14 protein-coding genes and 1 pseudogene are annotated in these 14,623 nt (G+C 64.0%); 9 read left to right on the forward strand and 6 right to left on the reverse strand.

What is annotated here, in order from left to right:
- A pseudogene (locus I6F33_RS36090) lies at positions 1-276 on the forward strand (hypothetical protein); the annotation flags it as partial.
- A gap of 242 nt (positions 277-518) precedes the next feature.
- On the opposite strand, the gene I6F33_RS36095 reads toward I6F33_RS36090, so the two are convergent.
- Positions 519-734, reverse strand: coding sequence for a hypothetical protein (locus I6F33_RS36095; protein ID WP_036005032.1), 216 nt, complete (start codon positions 732-734; stop codon positions 519-521).
- A 358-nt stretch (positions 735-1,092) separates the two neighbouring features.
- Here I6F33_RS36095 and I6F33_RS36100 point away from each other — a divergent pair, with 358 nt between their 5' ends.
- The 5 genes from I6F33_RS36100 to I6F33_RS36120 all read left to right on the forward strand — a co-directional run bounded on the left by I6F33_RS36100 (position 1,093) and on the right by I6F33_RS36120 (position 3,998).
- Positions 1,093-1,599: a DUF2243 domain-containing protein gene (locus tag I6F33_RS36100; RefSeq protein WP_225145675.1), complete on the forward strand. Its 507-nt coding sequence runs from the start codon at positions 1,093-1,095 to the stop codon at positions 1,597-1,599.
- The gene (locus I6F33_RS36105; RefSeq protein ID WP_225145652.1) at positions 1,571-1,735 is read left to right on the forward strand and encodes a hypothetical protein; all 165 of its coding nucleotides are present in this window, start codon (positions 1,571-1,573) and stop codon (positions 1,733-1,735) included. Before I6F33_RS36100 ends, I6F33_RS36105 begins: the two co-directional genes overlap by 29 nt.
- 14 nt (positions 1,736-1,749) lie before the next feature.
- A complete protein-coding gene (locus I6F33_RS36110; RefSeq protein ID WP_225145653.1) occupies positions 1,750-2,535 on the forward strand; it encodes a succinate dehydrogenase iron-sulfur subunit in 786 nt (261 codons plus the stop codon).
- 79 nt (positions 2,536-2,614) lie between these two features.
- The gene (locus tag I6F33_RS36115) at positions 2,615-3,052 is read left to right on the forward strand and encodes an NUDIX hydrolase (protein WP_109144235.1); all 438 of its coding nucleotides are present in this window, start codon (positions 2,615-2,617) and stop codon (positions 3,050-3,052) included.
- A gap of 49 nt (positions 3,053-3,101) precedes the next feature.
- Entirely contained in the window at positions 3,102-3,998 is an 897-nt protein-coding gene (locus tag I6F33_RS36120) for an SIR2 family protein (protein WP_225145654.1), read from the forward strand.
- Here the strand turns inward: I6F33_RS36120 and I6F33_RS36125 are convergent.
- Positions 3,995-4,999, reverse strand: coding sequence for a patatin-like phospholipase family protein (locus I6F33_RS36125; protein WP_225145655.1), 1,005 nt, complete (start codon positions 4,997-4,999; stop codon positions 3,995-3,997). The genes I6F33_RS36120 and I6F33_RS36125 overlap by 4 nt on opposite strands.
- 267 nt (positions 5,000-5,266) lie before the next feature.
- Between I6F33_RS36125 and I6F33_RS36130 the strand changes: the two genes are divergently transcribed.
- Positions 5,267-6,463 carry an NADH-quinone oxidoreductase subunit D gene (locus tag I6F33_RS36130; protein ID WP_036005022.1) on the forward strand — a complete coding sequence of 399 codons (1,197 nt, stop codon included), beginning with the start codon at positions 5,267-5,269 and terminating at the stop codon, positions 6,461-6,463.
- A 21-nt stretch (positions 6,464-6,484) separates the two neighbouring features.
- Here the strand turns inward: I6F33_RS36130 and glgX are convergent, their stop codons facing one another.
- Complete coding sequence (gene glgX, locus I6F33_RS36135) at positions 6,485-8,722, reverse strand: glycogen debranching protein GlgX (protein WP_225145656.1); 2,238 nt, start codon at positions 8,720-8,722, stop codon at positions 6,485-6,487.
- 20 nt (positions 8,723-8,742) lie between these two features.
- The gene (locus tag I6F33_RS36140) at positions 8,743-8,976 is read right to left on the reverse strand and encodes a DUF3606 domain-containing protein (RefSeq protein ID WP_036005232.1); all 234 of its coding nucleotides are present in this window, start codon (positions 8,974-8,976) and stop codon (positions 8,743-8,745) included.
- Positions 8,977-9,164: 188 nt separating this feature from the next.
- Here I6F33_RS36140 and treZ point away from each other — a divergent pair, with 188 nt between their 5' ends.
- A complete protein-coding gene (gene treZ / locus I6F33_RS36145; protein WP_225145657.1) occupies positions 9,165-10,976 on the forward strand; it encodes a malto-oligosyltrehalose trehalohydrolase in 1,812 nt (603 codons plus the stop codon).
- Positions 10,977-11,003: 27 nt separating this feature from the next.
- Here the strand turns inward: treZ and I6F33_RS36150 are convergent, their stop codons facing one another.
- Positions 11,004-12,422: a cytosine permease gene (locus I6F33_RS36150; protein ID WP_057030087.1), complete on the reverse strand. Its 1,419-nt coding sequence runs from the start codon at positions 12,420-12,422 to the stop codon at positions 11,004-11,006.
- A 263-nt stretch (positions 12,423-12,685) separates the two neighbouring features.
- Complete coding sequence (locus I6F33_RS36155; protein ID WP_225114753.1) at positions 12,686-13,180, reverse strand: MarR family winged helix-turn-helix transcriptional regulator; 495 nt, start codon at positions 13,178-13,180, stop codon at positions 12,686-12,688.
- Positions 13,181-13,340: 160 nt separating this feature from the next.
- On the opposite strand from I6F33_RS36155, the gene I6F33_RS36160 reads away from it, so the two are divergent.
- Positions 13,341-14,618 (forward strand): amidohydrolase/deacetylase family metallohydrolase, encoded by a 1,278-nt coding sequence (locus I6F33_RS36160; RefSeq protein ID WP_225145658.1) that lies wholly within the window; start codon positions 13,341-13,343, stop codon positions 14,616-14,618.
- Positions 14,619-14,623 lie beyond the last annotated feature (5 nt).

The raw sequence follows: 14,623 nt of genomic DNA on the forward strand, positions 1-14,623 counted from the left end.
GGGGGAGGGAGCGCCGGTGGCGGGGCGGCCGGGAGCACGTCGTCGGCGCCCGGGACCAACTCGGCCGGGACAGCGCAATCGAGCGGCGGCTCCGGCCCACGGGGATCGACGACCGTCGGCCGACCCGGCAATCCTGCAGGCGGCACCAATATCGGACGCATCGATGGGACCGTCACGCCCGGACCCTCGCTGCAGGGCGACGACCAGATTCGTTCGGAGACCTCCCGCGATTCCGAGGCGGATCGAAAGATCAAAGGCATCTGCAGGGGATGCTGAGCCCATGATGCTGACCTCTTGATCAGCAGGGCTATCGCAGTTGAGATTTTCCCTGCGGCCATCCTTCGAGACGCCCGCTTGAGGCGGGCTCCTCGGGATGAGGTCGGAGTGCGCGGCAGCAGTTTCAACGGGCACTGACACCGATTAGCCTCATCCTGAGGAGGCGCGTCAGCGCCGTCTCGAAGGACGAGGCGTGCGCGCAGACCGCCGCAACAAGTCATATGCGATTGCGCTGCCCCTGATCAGGACGCCGGCTTGACCGGCGTCCAGTCCAGGTCCGCATCATCGCAAGGCTCGGGGTCGGCCGGGCAAGGCCTGATCTTCAACTCGTCCTCGAGCACCGCCTCGCCCTCGGCATGCTCGACCAACCCCGCCTCATCGGCTTTCTCCAGCGCTTCCTCCTTGGTCGGAAACGTGCGGCTCATCTTCTCTCCGTCCTTGAACAGGGCGTATGCCATGATCGCCTCTCTGGCTTCCGTCGCTACGCACTATGCGATTTCCCTGAGGTGACTCAGGGTCGACAATTCGAGGCCACTCAAAGCAAGCAAGAACGATCTTCTCGGCATGTGCATCTCCAACATGTGAGCGACAGACGCAGCGTGATTTCGAACGTTCCTATCGGGAATGAAGCCGATAACCAATCGCGCACGCGTGCCGACGAATGTCTGGCTCGTCTTAACGCATGTTAGTCTCGATGAATTGGCACGATTGATCGCAAGCTCGATCCCAGTGAGATGCTGATCGCCATAGGAACGTGCGCGTGTGGCATGGCTTAATTCCGCATCAGAAGTGCCGAGCCGCGCACGAGTTCACCACATGCAAGACAGACGACACAACTTCCCGACGTCCGCAGGCGTCCTTCTCGGACTTGGCCTCGGCGCATTCTTCGATGGCATCGTCTTTCATCAGCTGCTGCAATGGCATCATATGTTAAGCGGCTGGTATCCGCTCAATTCCATCGAGAACATCACCCTCAACACGACCTGGGACGGCATCTTCCACAGCACGGCCTACGTCCTCGTGCTCGCCGGACTCTATCTGCTGTGGCAGCGGGCCCGCCGAGGCGAATTGCGGTGGTCGCGCGCGCAATGTCTCGGGACGATGCTGATCGGGTGGGGCATCTTCAATCTCGTCGAAGGGGTGGTCGATCACCAGATCCTGAGATTGCATCAGGTGAACGAGACCGTGCCCGACGGCCAGCGCATTTTCTGGGATATCGGCTTCCTGCTGTGGGGAGCTGCGATGATCGTCGTGGGCGTTGCGATGGCACGCGCGGGCGCGCAGGAGAGAGTACATGCGAAAGGCAGCCTACAGGCTCGTTAGACGCACGCCGCCGGCGCTGGTCTATGTGATCTTCCTGCTGCTGCTCATGCTTGCGGCGGCGCCGGCGTTTCGACCAGTGCTGTTCGGCCCCTCGGTCGACGATCTCCTGCAATTGCGCTGTTTTTCGCCGGTCTGACAGCGGAGTTGATCATGGTCGAGTTCAGGCTTCCGAAGAACTCCCGCATCGCGCAGGGGAGGGTCTGGCCAAAGCCGGCCGGCAAGAGCTTGCGCGAATTTCAGGTCTATCGCTGGAATCCCGACGATGGCCGCAATCCCAGGCTCGACACCTATTTCGTGGATCAGACGGATTGCGGGCCGATGGTGCTGGACGGGCTGATCTGGATCAAGAACAACATCGACCCGACACTGACCTTCAGGCGGTCCTGCCGGGAGGGCGTTTGCGGCTCCTGCTCGATGAACATCGCCGGGCAGAACACGCTGGCCTGCACCAAATCGATGAACGAGGATGTTGCGGAAGGCGAGCCGCTCCGCGTGCTTCCGTTGCCGCATCAGCCGGTGGTGAAGGACCTGGTGCCGGATCTGACCAACTTCTACGCGCAGCTCGCGCTCATCGAGCCATGGCTGCAGACCACGTCCCCCACGCCGCAGAAGGAATGGCGGCAAAGCCACGAGGATCGGGCGAAACTCGACGGATTGTACGAGTGTATTCTCTGCGCGTGCTGCTCGACCTCATGCCCGAGCTATTGGTGGAATTCCGAGCGTTTTCTCGGGCCGGCAGCCCTGATCCAGGCGGCGCGCTGGATCAATGACAGCCGGGACGAAGCCACCGGCGAACGCCTCGACATGCTCGAGGATCCCTTCAGGATCTATCGCTGCCACACCATTCTGAATTGCGCGAAAGCATGCCCAAAGGGCCTCAATCCCGGAGAAGCCATTTCGGCTCTGCGGCTCAAGATGGTCGAGCGGAAGTTCTGATCGCGAGCGAGACGCCACTGCGCAAAACAGGAACCATGGCTGCGGCGCTCGCTTATCAGACGCGAGTTGGAGGCGCCTGATGGGAAAGAAGCAATTTGCCGCTCTGCCGTTTCGGCTGGACAAGTCCGAGCTGCGGGTGATGCTGATCACGACCAGGCGCAAGCGCAGGTGGAGCGTCCCAAAGGGATCGCCGATGCGCAACAAGGAGCCGCACCTGACGGCTGCGCTCGAAGCCTATGAGGAGGCGGGCCTGGTCGGTGTCGTGGCCACGCGCGCACTGGGCAGCTTCAAGCATCGCAAGCGAAAAGGTGATCGCAAGCGGACCATGAACGTTGCCGTCTTCCCCATGAAGGTGCACGGGCGGGAGCGCTGGTGGCCCGAGAAGGGCGAGCGGGAGGCGATCTGGGTCTCGCCGAAGACGGCGGCGCGCCTGGTGCACAAGGCGCAGCTCCGGCGCCTGATCGCCCGGTTCGCGGCGCAGACGGCGCGCGAGACATCCTCGCCGCTCGGCCGGTGAGGGGTCGTCGGGATTAGGAACGCGTCGCGCGCCCAATCATTCAAGGTTGATGGACCAACAAACCACGGGGCTCATATCGGAGGAGCGGCCGCCTCACGACATCCTGGCAGCGGCGATCGAGCGACGCCGCGCTGTCCTGTTTGTGGGCGCCGGGGTCTCGATGGCCGTCGGCCTACCGTCCTGGCAGTCCCTGATCGATCATCTCCTTGACGATCTCGGCCTCGATCGCAACCTCATCGATGGAATGCATGGCGGCTATCAGATGCTCGCGGAATATTATCGGATCAAGCGCGGCGGGATCGGCCCGCTGCGCAGCTGGCTCGACCGCAATTGGCGTGTCGACCCCGAGAAGATCGCCGCTTCAGAGCTGCACCGGATGATCGTCGAGCTGGATTTTCCGGTCATCTACACCACCAATTACGATCGCAACCTCGAAACCGCGTTCGACGTGCTGAACAAGCCCTTTGCGAAGATCAGCAACGCGAAGGAGATCGCGAGCGCTCGCGCCGGCGTCACCCACATCATCAAATTCCACGGCGACTTCGATGACGATGCTTCGCTGGTTCTGACCGAGACCGATTTTCTCAACCGGCTCGCCTTCAATTCCCCGCTCGATATCCGCTTTCGCGCGGATGCGCTGGGAAGCACGCTGCTCTTCGTCGGATACAGCATGTCCGATCCGAACATCCGGCTGCTGCTGCACCGGATCTGGCAGATCTGGGACGAGTCCGGGCACAGCCAGGACCGGCCGCGATCCTTCGTATTCGTCGCGCAGCGCAATCCGGTGCAGGAGGCGGTGCTCGCCAACTGGGGCATCACCACCATCGCCCCGCCCGAGGGTATGGCTGCCGATGACGGTCTCAGGCGGCTGCTGCGCGACATTCGCGAGCGGCTTGACGGCAGGACAGCGCCTAGCTCCGGTCCCGACACCGAGAGACATCGCTAGGGCCGCCGCACGCTGCAGATCTCGTTCGGGGCTAGAGTGAGGCTTGCGGCATATTGCATATCCAGAAAGCCGGCGCGCCAGCGCTGCGCCATGGCTGTCTCCGACAGATCAAAGGACTTTTCCGGCCCGGCCTCCTCGCGGCCCGGCCGGTAGCTCAGGAGATAGACCTCGTCCTTGTAGTGGAGGTCCTGAAGCTCGGCGCGGAGCTGACGGGCCTCCAGAGCGTAGCCGAGGCGCTGGAAGGTCTGGTTGCCGAAGGTCAGGTCGCTCTTGCGCTCGGAGGCGGCCTCGAGCCCATCGGGGACTTTGCCGTCGCGCGGAAACAGATCGATCACATAGAGGCGGAGCGGGCCTGCAGTCTCCAGGATCGGATCGAACGGCGCGTTCAGCGAGAACCCGCCGTCGCCAAGCCAGCGGCCGGCGATCTGCACCGGAGCGAATTCGGGGAGAAAGCCGCAGCTGGCCAGGATATGGTCCATTTCGATCCGCTCCGATGCGGAGTCGAACAACACGGCATCGCCGCTCTCGACATCGGTGGCGCAGATCGTGATGCGCAGATCGCCGCCATTCAGACGTCCGAAATCAATCAAGCGCTGCAGGCGTTGGCGGGTCGGGCCGAGATCGTAGATGCCGCCGTAGTGAGACGCCGGAATGGGGAGGCGGGGGTGGAAGAAACCGGAATGACCCAGCACGCGCGTACTGATCGAGCTCAGCCACGCAAAAGTATGGCGGCCGGCGTTCGGCACGTCGGCTGGACTGCTTGGGGCATGCCAATAGCTGCGTAAATTGCGCAGCCGATCGTCGCACGGGCTCCCCGCGATCAGCGCGGCCGTGATGGCCCCGGCCGACGAACCGGTCACCCAGTCGATCGGCAGCCGAAGCGAACTGAGGGCTTCAAACACACCGCCATGATAGGCGCCGAGGCCGAGCCCGCCGGAGAACGTGATGGCGGTGAGAGGACGCTCGGCTGTGCCGCCAGGCTCAGCTGCACGGTCGGTCAAGACGGGCGCCAATTGCCGGTCGGGTGGTCGCGCCGATCACCGGTATCTCCCGCAATAGCGAAGATTGATCGCGAGAGCGGCGGCGAGCAATCGACATTCATCTCAAAGCTCCAATGTCGACAATTGAACGCGGCTCTTGATGCCGTGTTCCAAAGGCTCAAACGGCACGCATGGCCGCCCTTTGCGGCGAGCCGTTAACCTGTGTGAAGCCGGTCGCTGCAGATCGCGGCTAAGGTGACGGCTGCGACAGCTCCGACCGGAAGCGGGATGCCAGAACAATCTCCGAGCCTCAGAAACTTCACCATCAACTTCGGTCCTCAACATCCCGCCGCGCACGGGGTGTTGCGGCTGGTGCTCGAGCTGGACGGCGAAGTCGTCGAGCGCGTCGATCCCCATATCGGCCTTCTGCACCGCGGCACCGAAAAGCTGATCGAGGCCAAGACCTATCTCCAGGCCATTCCCTATTTCGACCGGCTCGACTACGTCGCTCCGCTGACCCAGGAACATGCCTTCTGCCTCGCCATCGAACGGCTGATCGGCATTGAGGTGCCGCGCCGCGGCCAGCTTATCAGGGTGCTCTATCACGAGATCAGCCGCATCCTCTCGCACCTTCTGAACGTCACCACCCAGGCCATGGACGTCGGCGCCTTGACCCCGCCGCTGTGGGGCTTCGAAGAGCGCGAGAAGCTCATGGTGTTCTACGAGCGCGCCTCCGGCAGCCGGATGCATGCCAATTATTTCCGGCCGGGCGGCGTGCACCAGGATCTGCCGCCCAAGCTGATCGACGACATCGAGGCCTGGTGTGATCCGTTTCTGAAAGTCGTGGATGATCTCGACCGCTTGCTAACGCTCAACCGGATCTTCAGGGCGCGCAACGTGGATATCGGCAGGGTGACGCTGGAGCAGGCCTGGGCGTGGGGATTTTCGGGCGTGATGGTGCGCGGCTCGGGCGCCGCCTGGGATTTGCGCAAGGCGCAGCCTTACGACTGCTATGCGGAGATGGATTTCGACATCCCCATCGGCAAGAACGGAGACTGCTACGACCGTTATCTCATTCGCATGGAGGAGATGAGGCAGTCCGTCCGCATCATGAAGCAGTGCATCGAGAAGCTGAAGTCGCCGGACGGCGGCGGCCCGGTGATCGTGCAGGACAACAAGGTCGCGCCGCCCCGGCGCGGTGAGATGAAGCGGTCGATGGAGGCGCTGATCCATCACTTCAAGCTCTACACCGAGGGCTTCCATGTTCCCCCCGGCGAAATCTACGTCGCCGTCGAGGCGCCCAAGGGCGAATTCGGCGTGTTTCTCGTCGCGGATGGGACCAACACCGCCTACAAGTGCAAGATTAGGTCGCCCGGCTTCGCCCATCTGCAAGCGATGGATTTCCTCTGCAAAGGGCATTTGCTGGCGGACGTCTCGGCGATCCTGGGCTCGCTGGACATCGTGTTCGGCGAAGTCGATCGCTGATCGTGAACGGCCGGCACGCACCTACTCGGGCAGAGGCGTGTCGGCGATGTCCAGCAGCGCGCCGAGGCCTTGGCGGAGGCGCCGCGTCGCGATGCTGTCGTTGGCAAGGCCGAGCACCACGAGCGAGCGCGCGGTCACCGCGTAAGCATGCCCGAACTCGAACTCGGCCATCGGCGCGTCGGGCCGATTGGTGTCGATCAGGCCGAGCCAGCTGCGTCCGTCGGTGACCTCCGGCAGGGTGAAATTCACGACGTCGTGGTGCGCGTTGTAGACCAGCAGCATGGTCGCATCCGAGCCGCGGCGCTTGATCCCGGTCTCCTGCGCGCGGCCGTCGAGCAGCATGCCGAAGCACTTCGCATTGCCGTCCTGCCATTGCTCCGTCGTCATCTCCTCGCCGGACGGCGAGAGCCAGGTGACGTCCTTGACGTCGAGCTCCTCGTTGTGCGAGCCGACCAGGAAGCGGCTGCGGTAGAGGATCGGAAACGCCTTGCGGGTGGCGATCAGCTTGCGCACGAACTCGCGCAGGCTGCGGCCGTTCGCGGTGATGCCCATCCAATTGAGCCAGGTGGTCTCGTTGTCCTGGGCGTAAGCATTGTTATTGCCGTTCTGGGTGTGCCCGAACTCGTCGCCCGCGAGCAGCATCGGCGTGCCGTGGGACAGCAGCATCGTTGCCAGCAGATTCCGCTTCTGGCGCTCGCGCAAGGCGGTGATCTCGGCGTCGTTGGTCGGCCCTTCGACGCCGCAATTCCAGGAATGGTTGTTGTCGTGACCGTCGCGATTGTCCTCGCCATTCGCCTCGTTGTGCTTGTCGTTGTAGGAGACGAGATCGTTGAGGTTGAAGCCGTCATGCGCGGTGACGAAATTGACGCTGGCCCAGGGCCGGCGTCCGCGCTTGTTGAAGAGGTCGCCGGAGCCTGAGACGCGCTTGGCGACGTCGGCCAGCGTGCCCGGATCGCCCTTCCAGAAGGCGCGCACCGTGTCCCTGAACTTGTCGTTCCACTCGGCCCAGCCCGGCGGAAACTGACCGACCTGATAGCCACCGGGCCCGATATCCCAGGGTTCCGCGATCAGCTTGACGCTGGAGAGCACGGGATCTTGGCGGCAGGCGTCGAGAAAGCCGCCGCCTTCATCGAAGCCATAGGGCTCGCGCGCCAGGATGGTGGCGAGATCGAAACGGAAGCCGTCGACCCGCATCTCTGTCGCCCAGTAGCGCAAGGAATCAGCGACGAGTTGCAGCACACGCTGATGCGAGAGATTGACGGTGTTTCCGGTGCCGGTGTCATTGATGTAGTAGCGCTTCTCGTCCGGCAGCAGGCGGTAATAGCTGGCATTGTCGATGCCCTTGAACGACAGGGTCGGGCCGAGCTCGTTGCCTTCGGCGGTGTGATTGTAGACGACGTCGAGAATGACCTCGATGCCATGGGCGTGAAACTGGTTGACCATGGCCTTGAATTCGTTGGCCGATGTCGCCTTCAGGTAACGCGGCTCCGGCGCGAAGAAGGCAATGGAATTGTAGCCCCAGTAGTTGCGCAGGCCTTTCTCGACCAGATAGCTGTCGTCGACGAAGGCATGGATCGGCAATAGCTCGGCGCTGGTGATGCCGAGCGAGCGCAAGTAAGCCGGGATTTCCGAATGTGCGAGCCCCGAGAACGTGCCGCGATCGGCTTCCGGCACCAGCGGATGCAGCTGGGTGAAGCCCTTGACGTGCATCTCGTAGACGATCGTGCGCTCCCACGGCACTTCCGGCTTGCGCGCCACGCCCCAGGTAAAGGCGGGATCGATGACGCGGCATTTCTGCATCAAGGGCGCGCTGTCGCGCTCGTCAAACGAGAGATCCTTGTCGGCGTGATCCAACTGGTAGCCGAACAGCTCCGGTCCCCAGCGGAGCTGGCCAACCAGCTGCCTGGCGTAGGGATCGAGCACGAGCTTGTTGGGGTTGAAGCGGTGGCCGGCGTCGGGTTCGTAGGGGCCGTGGACGCGGTAGGCATAGACCGTCCCGGGGCGGGCGGAGGGCAGATAGCCGTGCCAGACCTCGTCAGTATATTCGGGCAGCTCGATGCGCTCGAGCTCGGTTTCGCCGTCATCGTCGAACAGACAGAGCTCGACCTTGGTGGCGTGCGCCGAGAACAGAGCGAAATTGACGCCGAGCCCATCCCAGGTGGCGCCGAGCGGAAATGGTCTGCCCTCAGTGATCCGGGTGCGACGCAGGCTCGAAGCCGCCCGCGTCAGGGCCTCGTCTGAATGTGCTGGCTGGTCCATCTCTGCCCCCGAGTTGCCCGTCAGGATGTCGGCGCAGTCGCGGCGGTGGGCTCCACGTCGGCCGGCTTGGACGGCGCGTTGGCTTTTTGCAGAGCCGCCTCCTTGCTGATGGCCGGAATGGAGTTGCCGATCCGCCCGACGATCGCGATCAGCTCAGCGTCCGAAAGTCCGAGCCGTTTCTTGACGAGGCGCACCTGGGCGCGGTCGGTCAGGTCGAGCTTGTTGCGGATCAGTTGCGGCTTCGGGCGGCGCATGGCCACGGCTCCTGTCTGGGATGGTAACCGTCGCGCTGCTGATTCCGTTCCCGTTGCGCTGCAAATGTCCGGCGTCGGCGCCGTGCAGGAACGAACGCACACCGCTTCGCTTTGTCGCCCTGACGTGCGCAATTGCATGCCGAGTGGGCATGCGGCGAAAGGGGACGGGCTTGAATCAGAGGCTGGGAATGGCCGAGCAAAATCGGCGCCATGGTCCTCAGATCGTCGATCATGGGGTCTCGTTCAACCTGTGGGCGCCGACGGCGCGATCGGTCGAGCTGCTCGAAATCGGCCAGCCGCCACGCAAGATGCCGCGCGATGCGGACGGCTGGTATCAGCTATTGAGCCAAACTGCGCGCGCCGGCACGCGCTATCAGTTCAGGATCAACCAAGACCTCGTCGTGCCCGATCCCGCCTCGTGCTTCCAGCCGGACGACGTCGGCGCGCCGAGCGAGGTGGTCGACATGGCCGCGTTGAGGGACCCGGTGCTCTATCCGGGCCGTCCCTGGGCGGAAGCCGTGATCTACGAGCTACATGTCGGCACGTTCAGCGAGGAGGGGACCTATGCCGGCGTCGAGAAGAAGCTGCCTTATCTTCGCGATCTCGGCATCACCGCCATCGAGCTGATGCCGCTCAACGACGTCCCCGGGCGGCACAATTGGGGCTATGACGGCGTGCTCCTGAACGCGCCGAATGCCCGCTATGGCCGGCCGGAGGATCTCAAGCGGCTGCTGCGCGCGGCGCATGCCCTTGACCTCATGGTCTATCTCGACGTCGTCTATAACCATTTCGGGCCGCAGCTGAACTATCTGCATCTCTATGCGGAGAACTTCTTCAACCCGCGCCACACCACCGGGTGGGGGCCCGCCGTCAACCTCGAAGGAGCCGACGGCGCGTTCGTGCGCGGGTTTCTGATCGAGAATGCCCTGATGTGGCTGCGCGATTATGGGTTCGACGGCCTGCGCTTCGATGCCGTTCATGCACTGAAGGACGACTCGAAACGTCATTTCCTGGTCGAGCTCGCCGAGACCCTGCGCAGCCAGCTGGCGGGCCGGCGCATCCATCTGATGCTGGAGAACGAAGCCAATCAGGCGCACCTGCTGGCGCGTTCGCAGGGACGAGCGACGTACTACGATGCGCAATGGGGCGACGATTTCCACAATGCGCTCCACGTCCTGCTCACGGGCGAGGACGAAGGTTATTACCGGGCGTTTGCGGATAAGCCGCTCGAGCATTTGGCGCGATCCCTGACCGAGGGCTTTGCCTATCAGGGCGAGGTGTTTCCCCTGCACGAGGCGCCGCGCGGCGAGCCGAGTGCTCATCTGCCGCCCGAAGCGACCATCTTCTTCGCCCAGAACCACGACCAGGTCGGCAACCGCGCCTTCGGGGAGCGGCTGTCGCGGTTGGTAGGTCCGGACAAGTTGGAGCTGGCCCTCGCACTGGTTCTGCTCAGCCCGCATATTCCAATGCTGTTCATGGGCGAGGAAGCGGCAGCCGAAACGCCCTTCCTGTTCTTCGCCGACTGGTCGGGCGAAGCCGCCGAACTGACACGGGAAGGCCGCCGCAAGGAGTTTTCACACTTCAAGGCGTTCGCGACGCCCGAAACGCGCGCCGGAATCCCGGACCCCTGCGACGAAAGAACCTTCCGCGCCTCCAAGCTGGACTGGACCAGCATCGAGCAATCGCCTTCCGGCACCAGGTTCCGGGCGCTGACGACGCAGCTATTGAAGATGCGGCAAGAGAAGATCGTGCCGTTGATCAAACGCGGGTTCGTTTCGGCGCAGCGACAATTGCTCGGCGCGGATCCCAGCATGGGCGGCGTGGATGTGCGCTGGCAGACCGAGCAGGGCGACGTTCTGCAGATCGTCGCCAATTTCGCCGACCACGAACTGCCGATGCCCTCGCTGGTCGACGGCGAGAGCCTGTGGCGATTGCGCCGTCATGTCGCCGGAGCACTTGCGCCCGGCGACATGATCGTGAGGCTTGGCCGCAAGCGCTGACGACAGACGAGGTTCAGCGCTCTCAGGCTAACTGCCGGCACGGCTCGCGACGGCCGGTGTGGGCGAGGTCGCGAACTTGCCGAGCCCAAGGTAGACGAGGCCCGCCACGCCGATTCCGAACAGCCAGCTCAGATCGGCACCGCCGAGCAGATAGATCGAGATCGGCCCCTGCAGCGCGCTGACGAGGCCGTCCTGCACCAGCCAGCCGGCAACGAGACCGGCGAAGAACGCGATCATGCCGGCCCAGTTGATGTCGCCATAGGCGCTGCTCTCCGGCGAGCGATAGAGCTCGGCCACCTCGATCTTGCCTTTGCGCTTGATGTAGAAGTCGGCGAGCACCACGCCGGCCCACGGGCTCATCCACAACAGCAGGCTGATCATCCAATGGTCGAACGCCTTCGCGAAGGACGGCGCGAAGATGAAGTAGAGGGTGACCAGATAGCCGGCGACGCCGACGATGACGGTGAGCCAGAAGCGCGAGAGTTTCAGCCCCGCGCTTAAGGCGGCCAGCGCCGCCGAATAGACGTTGAGGATGTTGGTAGCGATCGGGCCGTGCAGCACCATCAGGAGGACAAGGATGCTGACGGGACCGCCGAACACCGCGCTGACCATCTTGGCGGGATCCGTGTCCAGCGTCGTCGAGGCAATGGTCGCGCCGAGAATGCCGAGCCAGACCGTCGGCACGAACATGCCGACATAGCTGTACCAGAACACGGCTTTCGACGGCGTGGAGCGCGGCACGAAGCGCGAATAGTCGGAGGCCCAGGTGACCCAGGAAATCCCCCAGCCGACGCCGATTGCGGTCATCAGCATCGTCAGCATCGCCAGATGCGCGCCTGGTGGCAGCGAGGTGGTCAGGTTCCAGTTGACGACGCCGGGCCGCGTCCAGGCCAGCACGCTCATCAGCACCATGATGGCGATGGTCGGCGGCACCGTGTACTTCTCGAAGGTGCGGATCGCGTAGAAGCCGTAGACGCCGATCATCACCTGCACCGCCATCACCAGCGTGATGACGATCATCTCGACCAGCCAGGTGTCGGGCACGCCGAACTGGCCGAGGATGCCCATCGAGACCTTGACCGGGAAATAGGTGTTCACGCCGATCCAGCCCAGCGTCATCAGGAACATCAGGATGCTCGGCAGGTAGGCGCCGCGGACGCCGAAGGCGGACCGGCTCAGCACCATCTGGTTGACGCCGGTCTTGTGTCCCATCACCGTGAAGGTCGCGAAGATCGCGCAGCCCACGATGTTGCCGAGCACGATGACCGCGATTGTCTCCATCAGGCCGAGCTTGAGGATGATGCCGAGCGCGCCGAGCGCCCAGTTCACCGGCGCGATGTTGGCGCCGGCCCAGATCCACATCTGCTGCGGCCCGCTGGAGTCCCGGTCCGCGTCGGGAATTGGCTCGATGCTGTGAATATCAGCGCGAAGTTCGGAATCCGTCATGACATCCCCCAATACGAAGCACGCTTCGCATCATCGCAGCATAAATCGTGCCATGGGTCGCGGAGCGGCCGGGCCGGGCGCGTTTCGATGTCGGACGCAGTGGGGCTCGCCTCGGATGGGACTGCGTTTTCGAGCGCGGGGCATGCCGACGCGCCGGCCTGCCGCGGCACACCGGACCCGCCGGATAGTGGCGCTCGATGCACGGCCGGGCAGCGGTACGATGATAAATTAAGCAGCCCAACTCAAAAGCGCAGCACTCGCCTCTAGTCGAATAGGGCAGCGGCGCTGTCGCGACTGGGATGGCCGGCCACGATGCGCTGCATCATCTCGATGAAGAGCGCCTGTTCCCGCTGGCTCAAATCACCGAGCGTTGCGCGATGCGCCCGCCGTGCCGCGCCCTCGATTTTAACCAGCAGCGCGGCGCCGGCCGGCGTCAGGCGGCACAATCGCGCGCGCCGATCGTCCTTGTTCACCGCGCGCTCGACCAGGTTGCGCGCAGCGAGGCGCTTCAAGGCGCCCGTCGTCGTGGTGCGATCGAGCGCGATATCGGCCGCCAAAGTGGTCTGATCGGCGGTTTCTCGCACCGCCAGCGCCGAGAGCAGGCTGTATTGCAGCGGCGTGACCTCGAATTCGCCGCAGGCTTCCTGAAACAGCGCGACGTGAATCTGGTGCAGCCGGCGGATCAGATAGCCGGGCCGTTCCGACAAGGGCCAGGGCCGGTGCCGCGTCCCGCCGCGACGTGTCTTCGCTTGCCGCAATGCACACACTCCCAAGCCGAAACCCTGCCGCGCTTAGCTCGATTCGAGTGCGCCTGCCACATCGGGATCATGGCACGATGCTTGCTTTTGTCAAAATGCGAAGCATGCTTCGTAATTCGAGGGACGAAGCCGTCGCCCCTCGCAAGAAGAGGAGAGCGCCATGTCCGTCACTGCCAGCTTCGATCTTCTGCTCCGGGGTGGCCGCGTGATCTGTCCGGCCTCCGGCATCGATGGCCTCAAGGACGTCGCCATCCGCAATGGCAAGATCGCGGCGGTCGCATCCGACATTCTGCCGACCAGCGCGAAGGAGGTCGTCGATGTCAGCGGCAAGCTGGTGCTGCCCGGGCTGATCGACACCCACGCCCATGTCTATCAATATGTCTCCGGCCGTTTCGGCATGAACCCCGACATGGTGGGCGTGCAGTCCGGCGTGACGACGCTGGTCGATCAGGGCGGTCCGTCCTGCATGACGCTGCCGGGTTTCCGCCATTTCATCGCGGAAGCCTCGGCCTCGCGCGTCTATGCGTTTATCTCCGCCTATCTCGTCGGCGGCCTCGAGGGCCATTTCTATCCGCAGCTCTACAGCCCCGACGGCGTCGACATCGATGCGACCGTCAAGGCGGCAACCGCCAACCTCGATCTCGTGCGCGGCATCAAGGCCCATGCCGAGATCGGCGGCTTCGCGCGCTGGGGCATTCGCGTGATCGAGATGGCGGCCGAGATCGGCAAGCGCGCCGACCTGCCGGTCTATGTGCATTTCGGCCAGCTCTGGGGCCTGCCCGAGAGCGGCGCCAACGGCGAGGACGCCGACACCATCCTCACCCGCGTGATCCCGCTCTTGCGCGAGGGCGACATCCTCGCTCATCCCTTCACGCGCCATCCCGGCGGCTTCGTCAATCGCGAGGGCGAGGTGCATCCGGTGATCCAGGCCGCGCTCGACCGCGGCCTCAAGGTCGATGTCGGCCACGGCAGCCATTTCTCCTATCGGCTCGCGAAGAAGGCGATCGCCGCCGGAATCATTCCGACCACGCTCGGCGCCGACATCCACGGCTACAACACCCATGTGCCCGCGCCGGCCGGAACGCCCGACCAGCACGAGGACGATGAGAACCATCCCTTCGCGGGACAAGCCAAGTTCAGCCTGGTCCAGGCGATGAGCTCGATGATGGCGCTGGGCCTGTCGCTGGAGCAGGTGGTGCCGATGGTCACCTCCAATCCCGCAAAAATGCTTGGTCGCAGCCACGAGATCGGTGCGCTCAAGAGCGGCATGGACGCCGACGTCTCCGTGCTCACGGAGAGAAACGGCCGCTTCGTCCTGAAGGACAACGAGAACAACGAGGTGATTGCCGAGCGCCTGCTGCAGCCAGCCTTCTGCCTGCGCGCCGGCACCCGCTTCGACGCGGTCGCGCCGATCCTGCCGCAGGCCGTCGCGGCATAAGGCCG

The sequence above is a fragment of the Bradyrhizobium sp. BRP20 genome, from assembly GCF_020194215.1.
GTDB lineage: Bacteria > Pseudomonadota > Alphaproteobacteria > Rhizobiales > Xanthobacteraceae > Bradyrhizobium > Bradyrhizobium yuanmingense.

What these genes read in the sequence shown, in the direction of transcription:
- I6F33_RS36140 (WP_036005232.1), bottom strand. Translation starts at nt 8,976, where the DNA reads ATGCGCCGCCCGAAGCCGCAACTGATCCGCAACAAGCTCGACCTGACC.
- I6F33_RS36160 (WP_225145658.1), top strand. Translation starts at nt 13,341, where the DNA reads ATGTCCGTCACTGCCAGCTTCGATCTTCTGCTCCGGGGTGGCCGCGTG.
- I6F33_RS36095 (WP_036005032.1), bottom strand. Translation starts at nt 734, where the DNA reads ATGGCATACGCCCTGTTCAAGGACGGAGAGAAGATGAGCCGCACGTTT.
- I6F33_RS36100 (WP_225145675.1), top strand. Translation starts at nt 1,093, where the DNA reads ATGCAAGACAGACGACACAACTTCCCGACGTCCGCAGGCGTCCTTCTC.
- I6F33_RS36115 (WP_109144235.1), top strand. Translation starts at nt 2,615, where the DNA reads ATGGGAAAGAAGCAATTTGCCGCTCTGCCGTTTCGGCTGGACAAGTCC.
- I6F33_RS36150 (WP_057030087.1), bottom strand. Translation starts at nt 12,422, where the DNA reads ATGACGGATTCCGAACTTCGCGCTGATATTCACAGCATCGAGCCAATT.
- I6F33_RS36105 (WP_225145652.1), top strand. Translation starts at nt 1,571, where the DNA reads ATGCGAAAGGCAGCCTACAGGCTCGTTAGACGCACGCCGCCGGCGCTG.
- I6F33_RS36110 (WP_225145653.1), top strand. Translation starts at nt 1,750, where the DNA reads ATGGTCGAGTTCAGGCTTCCGAAGAACTCCCGCATCGCGCAGGGGAGG.
- I6F33_RS36120 (WP_225145654.1), top strand. Translation starts at nt 3,102, where the DNA reads ATGGACCAACAAACCACGGGGCTCATATCGGAGGAGCGGCCGCCTCAC.
- I6F33_RS36130 (WP_036005022.1), top strand. Translation starts at nt 5,267, where the DNA reads ATGCCAGAACAATCTCCGAGCCTCAGAAACTTCACCATCAACTTCGGT.
- treZ (WP_225145657.1), top strand. Translation starts at nt 9,165, where the DNA reads ATGGCCGAGCAAAATCGGCGCCATGGTCCTCAGATCGTCGATCATGGG.
- glgX (WP_225145656.1), bottom strand. Translation starts at nt 8,722, where the DNA reads ATGGACCAGCCAGCACATTCAGACGAGGCCCTGACGCGGGCGGCTTCG.